This window comes from Micromonospora sp. NPDC048905 (assembly GCF_040649655.1).
Lineage (GTDB): Bacteria > Actinomycetota > Actinomycetes > Mycobacteriales > Micromonosporaceae > Micromonospora.
In genome coordinates this window covers 407,337-420,252 of sequence record NZ_JBEZFV010000001.1, presented here as the reverse complement: position 1 = coordinate 420,252, position 12,916 = coordinate 407,337, and the positions used below count along the sequence as shown (strand labels likewise).

Below are 12,916 nucleotides of genomic sequence, written 5' to 3'. Positions count from 1 at the left end.
CGGTATCCGCCGATGACGAGCGCCGCCGCGGCGTCGACCGCCCGGCCCGCCCCCGCACCGTCCCGGCTGCCCTCGCTGACCGGGCTGCGCTGGATCGCCGCGCTGCTGGTCTTCGGGTTCCACGCGGGCACCATGCGGATCATCGCCGAGCCGGACGTCAAGGCCGTTGTCGACAAGGTGTTCAGCCTCGGCCTGTCCGGGGTGCAGTTCTTCTTCATCCTCAGCGGGTTCGTGCTGGTCTGGTCGGCCCGCCCCGGCGACTCCCGGCGCACCTTCTGGCGGCGACGGGTTGCCAAGATCTACCCCAACCACCTGGTGCTGTTCATGGCGACGGTGCTTGTCGCCTGGTGGTTCGCCGACCCGGTCCTGCCGGCCGCCGCGCTGGAGAACCTGCTGCTGTTGCAGGCCTGGGACCCCCGGCCGGGCTGGTTCTACAGCATCAACACGGTGAGCTGGTCGCTGTCCTGCGAGTTCTTCTTCTATCTCTGCCTACCGTTGGTGCTGCCGCTGCTGCGCCGGGCCCGGCCGAAGCTGCTCTGGGCGCTGGTCGTCGCGATGCCACTGCTGATCCTCGCGCTCTGGCCGGCCCAACACCTGGTGCCGGAGGTGAGCCGGTGGTGGTTCACCCAGATCTTCCCGCCGGTCCGGTCGCTGGAGTTCTGGTTGGGCGCGGTGGCGGCCGAGCTGATGCGCCGGGGTCTCTGGCGTGGCCCCGGGCTGACCTGGGCCAGCGTCATCTTCGTGGGCGTCTGGGCAGCGGCCGCGCAGTGGATTCCCGCGGAGCTGTGGACCACGCTGCTCGCGGTCGCGTACCTGTTGGTGATCACCGCCGCCGCGGACGCGGACGTGCGGGACCGGCGGTCGCCGTGGCGGTCGCGGCCGCTGGTCTGGCTCGGTGAGGTCTCCTTCGCCTTCTACCTGGTCCACGTGCTGGTGATGACGAGCGTGCTGCGCTTCACCGGCGACTGGGGGATCGGCTTCGAGGGGTGGCGCGGGCCGGCCGTGGTGCTCGGCTTCCTGCTGGTGACCCTGCTCCTCGCCGCGCTGCTGCATCGCTACGTCGAAACCCCGATGATGCGCCGGCTCGCGCCGCGCCGCCCGGCCCGATCGGCGTCCGTCCCCGGACAACGCACGGCCGGAACCCGGGCCACCGGCGACGTCGCCCCCGACACCGGCGGACCCGACCAGACCGACAGTCGATCAACGTACGCGGACACCCGCTGACACCGTCCACCCTGGTCAGGGGGCTCGGCGCGGCGCGCGTCGACACGCCCGCGGTCGATGCGCCCGGGTCGGCACGACGGTAGCGTGGGGACGTGGCTTCCGGTCGCGCTCACCGTGGCCAGGTGGCCGACGGGGCTCCCCATCGCTCTGCTTCCTCAGCGAGGTGCCGACCATGGAGACCACCGTCTTCTACCAGTTCGTAACCGAGGTACCGCAGGCCGCTGCCATCTGGTCGGCCCTGTTCCTGCTGGCGCTCGGCGTGCTCGCCGTGCTTGTCGCCCGGCCCGAAGAGGACCGGCCCACCGCCGACCCGTCCCCGGCCGTGCCGACCGCGCGTGAGGTGGCGGCGGCCGCGATCGTCGACCGGCGCCGGTACGCCGAGGAGGTGGCCGTCGCGGCGGCCGGCGCGGCCCGGACGGCCCAGCGGCGACGCGATGCCTGGCTGGCCAGTCAGGAGCAGGCCGAACGCGCCTGGGCGCGCTACGACGAGGCGGACACCGCCGCGCGCCGCTTCGCGGGGTCCGGGGCGCTGCCCAGCCCGGCCACGCCCCGCACCCCCGCCGAGTACGCCGCCCGGGAGCGCTACCTGCACCGCGCGGCCACGGCGGCGTACTGGCGGGGCGACCTGAGCATGGCGCAGCTCAGCGACGTGTTCGGGCACCGGCACGGCTGGGATCCCCGGCGGCACCCGGTCGAGCAGGAAGCGCTGCTCAGCCGGTCGATCCGGGACGCGAGACGGGCCGACCACCAGGCCGCCGCCAGCGCGGAGCGGGCCGCCTGGCGGGCTGCGGAACTGGCCGCCGAGTCGGCGCGCACCCTTGCCGAGGAGGCGTGCGCGGCAACGGCCCGGCTGCGGCCGAGTCGGGCACCCGCCCGCCGGCTGGTGCGCGGGGCGGCCCGTCCCGCCGTGGTGGCACGCTGGCGCCCGGCCCGCGCGGGTTGAGCCCGATCTGTTGTGTGAGCCCGGTCACGGAATGTGGAATCGGGCGTCCGGCACGTTCGGCGCGATTGTTCCCGGGATTCTGACCGCAGTTTCGGCGACCTGTCCGGTTGTCGCCCACAGGCGTCACCGTAACCGCTTGTCCCATCGAGTCACATCAGCGGCAGAACGCGCAGAAATTGTCGCGCCGATTCGGGTTTACGCAGGTGAACCTGGCTTGGCATGGTGTGAACGGGCCAGTAGTGTCGTCCCGTCCGGTGCGGTAACCGATCGCAACAGGCGACGCCGCGCCGACCCGCTCAATCGTCATGAACGAACCGGGGACCCATCAGTACGTCCGGGGTGAATCCGCGAGCCACGGCCCGCGGTAGGGCGATCTTCCCGCCCGAATCCGTCAGCTAACCCGGTAGGCGGTGTCGGAAGGAGTTCCATCCTCGTGCAGCACCTCTCCACCCCTCGGCTGTTCCCTCGCCTCCACGGCACAGCGGTGCCCCCGCTCATCCGTCCAGTGACGGTGAGCTGACCCCCCGGGTCATCGCCTCACCGCCCGGCCACGCCGGGCGTTCCCCTGAGCGGTTCACCACCCGCGGACCACCGTCCGCGCGATGGCGCCTGCCCGGATACCGGTCCGGCCCCGGTGTGCCGCTCTCCCCCCGACCGTGGAGGACCCCGTGAAGCACACCATGCAGCGTCAGCTCCGCCGCCTCGCGACCGAGCGCCCGTACCAGATCGTCGCCGCCTCCGCCGCGGCCCTCGTGCTCGCCGCCACCACCGGCACCCTGCTCGCCACCGCCGACGACGCGCCGGCCGGCCAGCGCACCGCGACCACTGTCGCCGAGATGCGCACCGACGTCGCCGCCTCCCGGGGCGAGGTGCGGGACGCGTCTCCGTCGGCGAGCGCCGCGCCGAGCAGCGCCGCCCCGGCCACCAGCGCCGCGGCGCCCGCCGCCAAGGCCAGCAGCAACCCGGACCTGACCCGGAAGCCGGAGCGGCCGAAGCCGCCCGCGACAAAGGTGCTCGACTACGAGTACGAGGCGCAGAACACGTACTACAACTGCGGCCCGGCGGCCACCCGCAACGCGCTCAGCGCCACCGGGATCGACCGGACCCAGGAGGAACTCGGCGCCGAACTGGGCACCACCGAGATGGGCACCAACTCGGCCGAGGACACCACCCGGGTGCTCAACGCCGAGGTGAAGGGCTCCCCGTACCGGACCCGGATGTTCGTCGGCGCGCCCAGCCCGGCGCAGATGGACCGCCTCCAGGCCGACGTCGTCAAGGCCATCACCGACGGCCGCGGCGTGGTCGCCAACGTCGTCGGGGACGCCACCGACACCGACGGCTCCTGGCACTCCTACGGCGGCGGCCACTACATCGCCGTCGTGGGTTACAAGGACAACGGCCGCACGGTACGCATCGCCGACTCGGCGAACCCGGCCGACCCGTCGTACTGGGTCACCACCATCGACCTGGCCAACTGGATCGCCAGCCGGGGCTACTCCGCCTGACCCGGCACGCTGACCGCCACGGGCGCCGTCCCTCACGAGGGGCCGGCGCCCGTCGCGTCCTCCACGGCGGTACGCCCCCGTCGACGACTCTCGTCCCTGGCCGTGAACCGTGGGAGACTGCGGCCGTGGTGGATGAATCGGGTGGTCACGCCGGTCGACGGCCGGTCCTGCTGCTGTTGCACGGCCTGGGGGCCACCGGTGACGTGTGGTTGCCCTGGGCGCCGTACCTGGAGCAACACTGGCCCGGCCGGTGGCTGGCACCGGACCTCGCGGGCCACGGCTGGGCGTCGCCGCTGCCGTCGTACTCCTTCGCCGGCTTCGCCGAGCGGATCGCGCCGGCCCTCGCCCCCGACGACCGGCTCGTCGTGCTCGGGCACTCGCTGGGTGGCGTGGTGGGCCTCGCGTTGGCCGCGCGCGACGCCGGTATGCCGGTGGACGCGGTGGTCGGCTTGGGGATCAAGGCGCTCTGGTCGCCCGCCGAACTGGAACGGGCCGCCGAACTGGCCGCCCGCCCGGTGAGCTGGTTCGCCAGCCGTACCGAGGCGGCCCGCCGCTACCTGCGCGTCTCCGGGCTGGCCGGCCTGCTCCCGCCGGACCACCCGGTGGTGGACGCCGGCCTCCGTCAGGTCGACGGCCGGTGGCGGCTCGCCATGGATCCGAACGCCTTCGCCGTCGGCGAGCCCGACCTGACCGGACTGCTGACGGCGACCGACGTACCGGTGCTGCTGGCGCGCGGCGAGCACGACCCGATGGTCACCGACGCGCAGCTCAAGGAGTACGGCGTGCCGGTCGCCACGCTGCCCGGTCTCGGGCACAACGCGCACGTGGAGAACCCGGCGGCCGTGCTGGCGCTGCTCGACGCGTACCGCTGAGGGTTTGGGCCGTCAGCCCGGGTCAGGCGAGGGGGGAGAGCTGCGGCGAGCGTTCGGCCGCGGGGTCCTCCGACGCCGTCAGCTCCCGGCGCGCGGCGGTCAGGAACGCCTCGGCGTACGACGTGGCGGGGAAGTCACCCAGGTAACGCCGGCGGGTGGCCCAGCGCTCCGCGGCCAGCGGGTCGGTGTCCAGCAGCGCGGTCAACACCTCGTCCACGTTGGACAGATCGCGGCGCAGCACGTAACCCGACGCGGCCAGCGGGAACCGCTCGGTGAACCGGTCGCCCTCGTCGCCCATGTCGGTGACCGCGTACGGCTTGCTGGAGTAGAGGTAGTCCGAGATCACCCCGGACACGTCGGAGATCAGCGCGTCGGACCGGTTCACGCACTCGGTCAGGCTCAGCTCGCGGGCCGTCGCACCGACGACGTGCTGGCGTCCGCTGCGGGCACGATCGGCGACGAGCATCTCGGTCAGCCGGCCCAACTGCCGTGCCGAGGCCGGGTTCTGCGCCGTGTACGGGTGGGACCGCAGGATCACCGTCGCGCCGCGCTCCAGCAGCCGCCGCAGCAGCCCCTCGGCGACCGGCAGCGAGCAGTAGTCGGCGTCGGCGTGGTGCCCGGTCCAGGTCGGGGTGTAGAGCACGGTCGGCGTCGTCAACCCCCGGGCCGGCTCGGGGCGTACCTCGATCGACTCCACCTGCGGGCGGCCCACCACCACGAACTTGTCCGCCGGGATCCGCACCCCGGCGCGGGCGTACCTGTCGATCGCCGCCGGGCCGGCCACGAAGATCCGGTCGAAGATCCCGGACACCGGGTTGGCGCTCGGCGCCTTGTCGCTGTCGCCGTGGTGCAACTGGACGTGGGTGAGCTGGGTGAAGCGGATGCAGTGGCTGTTCTTCGCGCCGTGGTTGACGTAGAACGCCGCCCGCAGGCTCGGCACCAGCGCCTCGTCCATGGCCCGCAGGGTGGGGCAGTAGACCACCGGCGCGTCGGTGGCCGCGGCGATCGGGGCCAGGAACTCCGGCTCGCGCAGCACGACCAGGAACGGCCGGCCGATTCGCTCCAGGTACGGCAGCCACATGGTGACCTGGTATTCCGAGCCGGGCGGCGCGGAGAAGTAGAGCAGGAACTCCGGTTGGTGCCGGCGCAGTGCCCGGGCCGCCGGCCCGCCGCCGGCTCCCGGCCGGAACCGCCGCCGGGCCAGGTCCAGGGCGACCACTCCGGTGCCCGCGGCGACCAGCAGGCTGGCGGCCAACGCCACGCCGGCCGGCAGGGTGAGCGCGGCGGCGAGCGCCAGGACGGCGAGCAGCCCGAGCAGGGCGGTGCCGAGCCGGTCGGCGATCAGTGGCGTCCAGGCCCGGACCGGCAGGTTGGCCGTGCGGATCTCCAGGTTGCCGGCGGTACGCAGGGGCCCCACCAGCAGCACCAGTCCCAGCAGCACCAGGGCGGTGGCGACGAGCGTGAGGTGGAGCCCGTCGTCCAACCGCCGGGAGTAACCGACCAGGATCGCGGCCGCGATCAGCGTCGTCTCCGCGACGAGGTCGGCGTTGGGCCGGATCCGCTGCTCGGCGGCCGAGGCGGCCAGCGCGGCGACGGCCAGCGCCAGCCCCCAGCCGGTGGCGCCGGTGAGCGCCAGCACGGCAAAGGCCAGCACGGCCAGTCCGGTGCTCAGGCACCGGGCGGCCAGCTTTCGGACCAGGTCGCCGCGCATGTCGCTCCGTTCGTGGTTCCGCCGCCGGCCGGGGTCAGTTCGTCGACGCCGCGCCGACCGGCGCGTCGACCTGACCGGTCTGGGCCGGCACGCTCGGCGTGGGACCGTCGCCGGGCGCTCGGCGTACGTCGATGACCTGGCCGGTCAGGTCGGAGATCAGCACGTCGAGTGACGACTGGGCGACGGCCTCGGCGGCGAGCAGGGTGTGCTCCGGCTCCTCGCCGAAGGCCCGCGTGCGCATCGGCGTGGCGGTGCGCTCCGGGTTGATGCAGTTGACGCGGACGCCGACGTCGGCCCACTCGTCGGCGAGCGCCTGGGTGAGGTTGACCAGGGCCGCCTTGGTGGCCGAGTACAGCGCGTAGCGGGCTCGCCCCCGGGTGTAGGAGCTGGACGTGTAGAGCAGCAGTTGGCCCTTGGTCTGCTGGAGGTAGGGCAGCGCCTGCCGGGCGATGGTCACCGGGCCGACGAAGTTGACCTGGAGTACCCGGTCCATCGTCTCCTCGTCCATCTCGGCGAGGGCGCCCTTCTCCAGCACCCCGGCGGTGACCACCACGTGGTCGATCCGGCCGGTGGCCTCGAAGGCGGTCGTCAGCGCGGCCTCGACGTCGGCGGCCCGCTCCACGTGGGTGCCGGTGCTGGAACGGCTGAACGGGAAGACCTGTGCGCCGTAGCGTCGGGCCAGCTCGGCCAGTTCGTGACCGATGCCGTAGCTGCCGCCGAACACGACGATGGTGCGGCCGGTCAGCTCCTCCGAGTAGCTGCGGTGGTCGGTCAGCCGGGGCGCCTGCGCCGCGGCGAGCTGGAAGAGCTTGTCCGCCAGGTGCACGTCGACCGGGTGGGTGACCTTGATGTTCTCGTCCGAGCCGTCGATCACCTTGATCGGGGTGCCGGGCAGGTAGCGCAGCACCACGCCGCAGTCGTCGGTGGCGGCGAAGTCCTTGTCGTTCTCGGCGATCCGGTACGCCTCCCGGATGGTGGGGGAGCGGAACGCCTGCGGGGTCTGCCCGCGGCGCAGCCGGGAGCGTACCGGGATGTCGGTGATGCAGTCGTTGTCGTCCACCTGGATGATCGTGTCGGCGGACGGGATGGCCACGTCCACGGCGTCGTACGTCCAGAGCGCGTTGACGCACTCGCGCACGATCCGCCCGCTGAGCAGTGGGCGTACCGCGTCGTGGAAGAGGATGTTGCAGTCCTCCGGGCCGACCGCGTCCAGCGCGATGCGGGTGGTGGCGTTGCGGGTGTCACCGCCCTCGATCACCTTGGTGACCTTGCGCAGGCCGGCCTTCTCGACGATCTGCCGGGCGTCGTCGACGTGGCCGGTCGCCATCAGCACGATGATCTCGTCGATCTCCGGTGCCGCCTCGAAGACCGCCAGGGTGTGCTCGATGATCGGCTTGCCGGCGATCTTGAGTAGCTGCTTGGGGATGCCGAGGCCCAACCGGGTCCCGGTGCCGCCGGCCAGAACCACGGCCACCGTCCGCGAGGGCCGCCACGGCGTCGGGGTCTCCGCTGCGGCGTCCGGGCCAGTGGTCTGGTCCTGCGTCATTGCCGGATCCTCACTCTCAGGGATGCGTTAACGGAAGGTTCCGCCCGAGCGGCGACGGAATGAACCTTAACGCGCGGACCGCGCCGCCCCAACGCGGGCGACGCGGTCCATGGCGCCGTGTCGATGCCGGGTGTTCGCCGGCGCTCTACTTGCTGTTCGCGTACGCCTCGTAGGCCCGGATGACCTCGTCGGTGGGTCCGTCCATCCGCAGGACGCCCGATTCCAGCCAGATCGTTCGTTCGCAGGTGTCGCGGACCGAGGAGAGTTGGTGGCTGACGAGGAACACCGTGCCCGCGCCCTCCCGCAGCTCCCGTACCCGCTGCTCGCTGCGCTTGCGGAAGCCCTTGTCACCGGTGGCGAGCGCCTCGTCGATGAGCAGCACATCATGCTTCTTCGCGGCGGCGATGGAGAACCGCAGCCGGGCCGCCATCCCCGAGGAGTACGTCCGCATCGGCAGGCTGGCGAAGTCGCCCCGGTCGTTGATCCCGGAGAACTCGATGATGCCGGCGGCCTGCTGGGCCACGTCGTCCGGGTGCATGCCCATAGCCAGGCAACCGAGGGTGACGTTGCGCTCGCCGGAGAGGTCGTTGAGCAGGGCGGCGTTCACCCCCAGCAGCGACGGTTGTCCCTGGGTGTGGATCGCGCCCCGGTTGACCGGCAGCAGGCCGGCGATGGCCCGCAGGATGGTGGACTTGCCGGAGCCGTTGCTGCCGATCAGCCCGATCGCCTCACCCCGGTACGCGGTGAAGGAGACACCCTTGACCGCGTGCACCTCCCGGATGTTCGGGGCGTTGGTGCGCTTGACCAGCCGGCGCAGCGCGGCCACCGGGGTGGTGCCACCGCCGGCGCCCTGGTGCACCCGGTAGATGATGTGCGCGTCGTCGACCACCACGGTCGGGATGCGCTCCTGCGTCGACGTCATCGTCGCGGTCGCCTCGGTGGGGGCCTCGAAGTGCTCAACCACGGCCGTACTCCTGTTCGCCGCGCCAGAAGTAGATGAAACCGCCCAAGCCGGCGAGCAGTGCCCACCCGCCGCCGACCAGCCAGAGCTGGGCCAGCGACTCGTTGAGCAGCGGTGCTTCCTCCAGCAGCGTGTAGCGCGCGAGCTCGATGTAGACGAGCAGCGGGTTGTACTGCACGAGCGTCGTCGCCCAGCTCGGCAGCTGCTCGAAGAGACTGACGCTGTAGAGGACGCCGGAGCCGTACATCCAGGTGCGCATGATGAACGGCATGACCTGCTTCAGGTCGCTCGACTTGCTGCCCAACCGCGCCGCCACGAGGACGACGCCGGCGTTGAACACCGCCTGTAGGAGCAGGGCCGGCACCAGCAGCAGCCACTCCAGCGTGATCGGTTCCCCGGTGACCAGCACGATGCCGATCAGCACCACCATCGACGCCAGCAGTTGCTGGAACTGGGTCATCGTCGTGGACAGCGGCAGGCTGGCCCGGGGGAAGTGCAGCGCCCGGATCAGCCCCAGGTTGCTGCTGATCGACTGGGTGCCGGCCAGGACCGCGCTCTGGGTGAAGTTGAAGATGAACAACCCGGTGGTCAGGTAGGCGATGTAGTTCGGAATCTCGTTCTGACTCAGCACCACCCCGAAGATCAGGTAGTAGACCGCCGCGTTGGTCAGCGGGGTGAGCACCTGCCAGAGCTGGCCCAGCTTGGCGTTGCTGTAAGAGGCGACCAGCTTGGCGTTGGCGTACGCGGCGATGAAGTGCCGGTAGGCCCACAATTGGCGGCTGTACTCGACGAGGGTCGGTCGCTCACCGGCGACCCGTAGCCCGTGCCGAGCGGCCAGCTGCGCCTGGGTCAGGCCCGTGTCGGGGTCGACCAGCGCGGTGGTGGCCATGGAAATGGCGCTCCGATCTTTCGTGCAGACGGGTGGCTCACGACGATGGAATCCTAGTGGGAGATGTGCGCGGGGCGCCGCCTCGTCGCTGCGAGGACAGTAGTCCGAAACACGTCGGGACGCAACCGTATCGTCGTTGCGCTACCCTGGGCACCGTGACCTGCGATAAGAGTCCCTGGTGACCACCGAGAAGAGGCGCGCCCCGGCCGGTGCGGCAGTGCTCCGTGGCGAGATCACCACGGCCATCCGGCGTGCGCTGACGCAGGAGCTCGCCGCGGTCGGCTACGGCCGGCTCTCCATCGAGGCGGTGGCGCGTCGTGCCGGTGTCAGCAAGACCGCGATCTACCGGCGGTGGAACTCCAAGCTCGACCTGGTGCTGGAGATCGTCGCCGCGGCGGCCCACGGCAAGCTGCCGGCCCTGGACACCGGCACCCTGCGCGGCGACCTCGCCCTGCTGTTCCAGGCGGTGGCACACGCGCTGCGCCACCCGCTGGCGTCGCAGATCATCCCGGACCTGCTGGCCGAGGCGGCGCGCAACCCCAGCATCGACGCGACCCTGCGGCAGGTGCTGCACGCCCGTCAGCAGGAGATCGGCGGTCGCCTGGTCGCCCGCGCCGTGCAGCGCGGCGAACTGCCCACCGACACCGACCCGGACGCGGCGGTCGACCTCATCGTGGGCCCGCTCTACTGGCGGCTGGCCATCGCCCGTCTCCCGCTCACCGACAGCTACCTCGACAACCTGGTCGAATCCGTGGCCGCCGGGCTCGGCGCCGACAGCGCCCTACCCCGTCCCCGAACAGCCCCGATATCGGGTTGACCAGCCTCCGACACTCCGCCTCCCGCAGCGGCGGTCCCGCTGTCCGATTCCGCTACGCTGCCCCCTGACCCCCGGCCGGTCACCGGTCAGACATCCGCTTCTCGCCCCCAACCCGCCGCCGGACGACAAGGACGCCCCGTGACGCAAGTCGAAGACGCTGTTGTGGCCTCAGCGGCAGGCAGCCAGAAGGACACCCCGAGCGCGGGTGCCCGACCCGGACGGGGCCGCGGTCTGATCGGGCGGTTCAACGCCGCGGTGGCGGCCGCACCCGTGGTGTGCACCGACGCGGCGGTGGTGAGTTTCGCCATCTGGACGCTGCTCTACCACCTCAACCTCGGCCTCGACCTGCGCCCGTCCGTCGTCTTCCTCATCTGGGTCGTCCTGCAGCCGGTCGCGGCGTACGCGGCCTGGCGGCTGCGCCGTCACGACCCGGTGGCGCGGCAGGCCGACGACGAGGCCGCCCCCGCCCCGACCGAGGTGCCCGCCGACCGCGCGGCGCTGCTGCGTCGGTACGCGCTGCCGGTCGGTGCCGCACTCGGCGCGGCGTTGTTCGCCGCCCTCGGTCGTGGCGCGGTGAGTTGGTGGTTGGCCGCCGGGCTCGGCCTGGTCTCGGTCGTCTCCGCCTGGCTGACCCTGCCCCGCCGCGGCGGGGCGACCGACGCGGTCGCCGCGCCGGCCGGCCAGCGGACCACCCCCGTGCAGGGGTACGTGGTCATCGTCGTGTCCCTGGCCGCCGCCTACTTCGCCACGTTGATCGACCGGGTGTCGCTCGACGATGTCTTCTACGTCGGCAAGTCGGTCTGGGTCGCCGACCGGGACAACATCCCGTTCAAGGACTTCCTGTTCACCGAGGGCGTGCTGCCGGGCGGTTCGGCGAACCCGCCGCTGCCCTCCTTCGAGGTGTTCATCGGGGCGCTCGCCCGCGCCCTGCACGTGCACACGGCGTCGGTGATGTGGTACCTGCTCCTGCCGGTGCTGGCCGTCTTCGCGGTCTTCGCGCTGTGGCGGCTCGTGCTGCGCTGGGCCCCGCGACGCCCGCTCGTCGCGTTCGGCGTCGCGGCGGCCTACATCCTGCTCGTGGCCTACTACGCCGACGCCCTGAACACCTACCACCTACCCCGGCTGACCCAGGGCAAGAGCGTGTTCGTCCACGCGCTGATCCCACTCGCCTGGGTGTACCTCACCGACTACCTGGAGCACCGCTCGCGGCGGGCACTGCTCCTGCTCACCCTGCTCTCCGTCGCTGCTGTCGGCTACACCACCACCGCGGTCTTCCTGCTGCCGCTGCTCGCCGCGGCGGCCGGCGCGGTGCTGCTCGCCACGCGGCGCACACGCGAGGCCATCGTGTGCTTCGCGGTCCTCTCGGTCTACCCCCTGCTGTCCGGCGTGCTCGTCCAGGTCCTGCGCGGTGGGGTGGAGGAGGCCGCCGCGACGTACTCCCCGCTGTTGCCGCTGCGGACCATCTACGAGCTGACGCTGTGGCTCGGCGTCCTCGGCGTGATCGGTGGGCTCGCCGTCTGGTGGTCGCCCCTCCTGCTCCGTCGCGGTGTGCCGCAGCAACTGGCCGCCGGCGCCGCGCTGGCGACCACGGTGCTGATGGTCCCCGGCGTGTTGAAGTTCGGCGGTGATCTCAGCGGACTGACGGCCGTGCTCTGGCGGGTGCCGTGGATCCTGCCCGTGCCGGCGCTCGTCGGCGTCCTCGCGGTCATCCGCCTGCCCGGGCTGGCCCGGACGAGCCGGGTCCTCGCCTTCGCCCTTCCCGTCGTCCTGGTGTTCCTCTTCTTCACCCAGGGAAAGCCGATGTGGGAGGGGCAGGTGATCCAGACGACGCCGACCTGGCGGATGCCGGAGAACCGCAAGGCCGCCTCCTTCTGGATCGAGAGGCTGGACCGCCCCGCCGGCCTGGTCCTCGCACCGTCGTCGGTGATGCGGTCGCTTCCGCAGGTCACCTCGGAGGTCCGCGTGGTGCTGCCCCGCGACCTGTATCTCACCGACTACGGACCCGAGACGCCGTTCGCGCAGGACAGGCTGCTGCTGGCGAGGTTCGCCGACGGCACGGAGCCCGTCTCCGTTCCCGCGGTCGCCGAGGCTATGGCCAGGGTCGGCGTGGGCATGGTGTGCCTGTGGAAGGGCAACACCGCCAGCGCGGCGGCGACTCCCGCCCTGGGGCTGACGCCCTTCGCGTCGCGCAAGGCGCCGGGCGCGATGGTCTGCTATCGCCCCGGCTCGCCCACCGGCGGATCCTGAGGCGGGTCGGGTTGGCGGTCGGTTTGGTCGGTTTTCCGTACGGATACCCGCTCGATACCATCAGGCGGTCTCGCGTTAGGGTCGCAGGCACGTTCGTCCGCCGAGGGCTGCCGTGACGGGACGAGCGTCCACCAGGGGCTTCGGTCTCGGCTCCTGGTCCGCGCAGACCCAGCCCAACCCGATACGGAAATCGTAGGGAGC

10 protein-coding genes and 1 riboswitch are annotated in these 12,916 nt (G+C 72.0%); of the genes, 6 read left to right on the top strand and 4 right to left on the bottom strand.

The genetic code is table 11. The features are described from left to right. Nucleotides 1-12: 12 nt before the first annotated feature. The 4 genes from AB0C01_RS01900 (at nucleotide 13) to AB0C01_RS01885 (ending at nucleotide 4,544) form a co-directional block, all read left to right on the top strand. Nucleotides 13-1,224 carry an acyltransferase gene (locus AB0C01_RS01900; RefSeq protein WP_357245839.1) on the top strand — a complete coding sequence of 404 codons (1,212 nt, stop codon included), beginning with the start codon at nucleotides 13-15 and terminating at the stop codon, nucleotides 1,222-1,224. Nucleotides 1,225-1,396: 172 nt separating this feature from the next. Then, complete coding sequence (locus tag AB0C01_RS01895; RefSeq protein WP_357245836.1) at nucleotides 1,397-2,167, top strand: hypothetical protein; 771 nt, start codon at nucleotides 1,397-1,399, stop codon at nucleotides 2,165-2,167. 283 nt (nucleotides 2,168-2,450) lie between these two features. Beyond that, a riboswitch (cyclic di-AMP (ydaO/yuaA leader) is annotated at nucleotides 2,451-2,592 on the top strand. Between the two features lie 231 nt (nucleotides 2,593-2,823). Continuing rightward, on the top strand, nucleotides 2,824-3,672 hold the full coding sequence (locus AB0C01_RS01890) for a C39 family peptidase (protein WP_357245834.1): 849 nt from the start codon (nucleotides 2,824-2,826) through the stop codon (nucleotides 3,670-3,672). A 125-nt stretch (nucleotides 3,673-3,797) separates the two neighbouring features. Next, nucleotides 3,798-4,544, top strand: coding sequence for an alpha/beta fold hydrolase (locus tag AB0C01_RS01885; RefSeq protein WP_357245831.1), 747 nt, complete (start codon nucleotides 3,798-3,800; stop codon nucleotides 4,542-4,544). Between the two features lie 22 nt (nucleotides 4,545-4,566). On the opposite strand, the gene AB0C01_RS01880 is transcribed toward AB0C01_RS01885, so the two are convergent. From AB0C01_RS01880 to AB0C01_RS01865, 4 genes are all read right to left on the bottom strand, one after another. Then, nucleotides 4,567-6,255: a CDP-glycerol glycerophosphotransferase family protein gene (locus tag AB0C01_RS01880; protein ID WP_357245829.1), complete on the bottom strand. Its 1,689-nt coding sequence runs from the start codon at nucleotides 6,253-6,255 to the stop codon at nucleotides 4,567-4,569. Nucleotides 6,256-6,289: 34 nt separating this feature from the next. Beyond that, nucleotides 6,290-7,801 carry a bifunctional cytidylyltransferase/SDR family oxidoreductase gene (locus AB0C01_RS01875; RefSeq protein WP_357245826.1) on the bottom strand — a complete coding sequence of 504 codons (1,512 nt, stop codon included), beginning with the start codon at nucleotides 7,799-7,801 and terminating at the stop codon, nucleotides 6,290-6,292. A 145-nt stretch (nucleotides 7,802-7,946) separates the two neighbouring features. Beyond that, the gene (locus AB0C01_RS01870) at nucleotides 7,947-8,723 is read right to left on the bottom strand and encodes an ABC transporter ATP-binding protein (protein ID WP_357246181.1); all 777 of its coding nucleotides are present in this window, start codon (nucleotides 8,721-8,723) and stop codon (nucleotides 7,947-7,949) included. Nucleotides 8,724-8,757: 34 nt separating this feature from the next. Continuing rightward, the gene (locus AB0C01_RS01865) at nucleotides 8,758-9,651 is read right to left on the bottom strand and encodes an ABC transporter permease (RefSeq protein ID WP_357245823.1); all 894 of its coding nucleotides are present in this window, start codon (nucleotides 9,649-9,651) and stop codon (nucleotides 8,758-8,760) included. A 178-nt stretch (nucleotides 9,652-9,829) separates the two neighbouring features. On the opposite strand from AB0C01_RS01865, the gene AB0C01_RS01860 reads away from it, so the two are divergent. Beyond that, a complete protein-coding gene (locus AB0C01_RS01860; RefSeq protein ID WP_357245820.1) occupies nucleotides 9,830-10,468 on the top strand; it encodes a TetR/AcrR family transcriptional regulator in 639 nt (212 codons plus the stop codon). Between the two features lie 138 nt (nucleotides 10,469-10,606). After that, the gene (locus AB0C01_RS01855; protein WP_357245817.1) at nucleotides 10,607-12,715 is read left to right on the top strand and encodes a DUF6077 domain-containing protein; all 2,109 of its coding nucleotides are present in this window, start codon (nucleotides 10,607-10,609) and stop codon (nucleotides 12,713-12,715) included. The last annotated feature ends 201 nt before the right edge of the window (nucleotides 12,716-12,916 follow it).

Coding starts and splice junctions, on each gene's coding strand:
- AB0C01_RS01900 (WP_357245839.1), top strand. CDS start 13: ATGACGAGCGCCGCCGCGGCGTCGACCGCCCGGCCCGCCCCCGCACCG.
- AB0C01_RS01895 (WP_357245836.1), top strand. CDS start 1,397: ATGGAGACCACCGTCTTCTACCAGTTCGTAACCGAGGTACCGCAGGCC.
- AB0C01_RS01880 (WP_357245829.1), bottom strand. CDS start 6,255: ATGCGCGGCGACCTGGTCCGAAAGCTGGCCGCCCGGTGCCTGAGCACC.
- AB0C01_RS01875 (WP_357245826.1), bottom strand. CDS start 7,801: ATGACGCAGGACCAGACCACTGGCCCGGACGCCGCAGCGGAGACCCCG.
- AB0C01_RS01870 (WP_357246181.1), bottom strand. CDS start 8,723: ATGACGTCGACGCAGGAGCGCATCCCGACCGTGGTGGTCGACGACGCG.
- AB0C01_RS01865 (WP_357245823.1), bottom strand. CDS start 9,651: ATGGCCACCACCGCGCTGGTCGACCCCGACACGGGCCTGACCCAGGCG.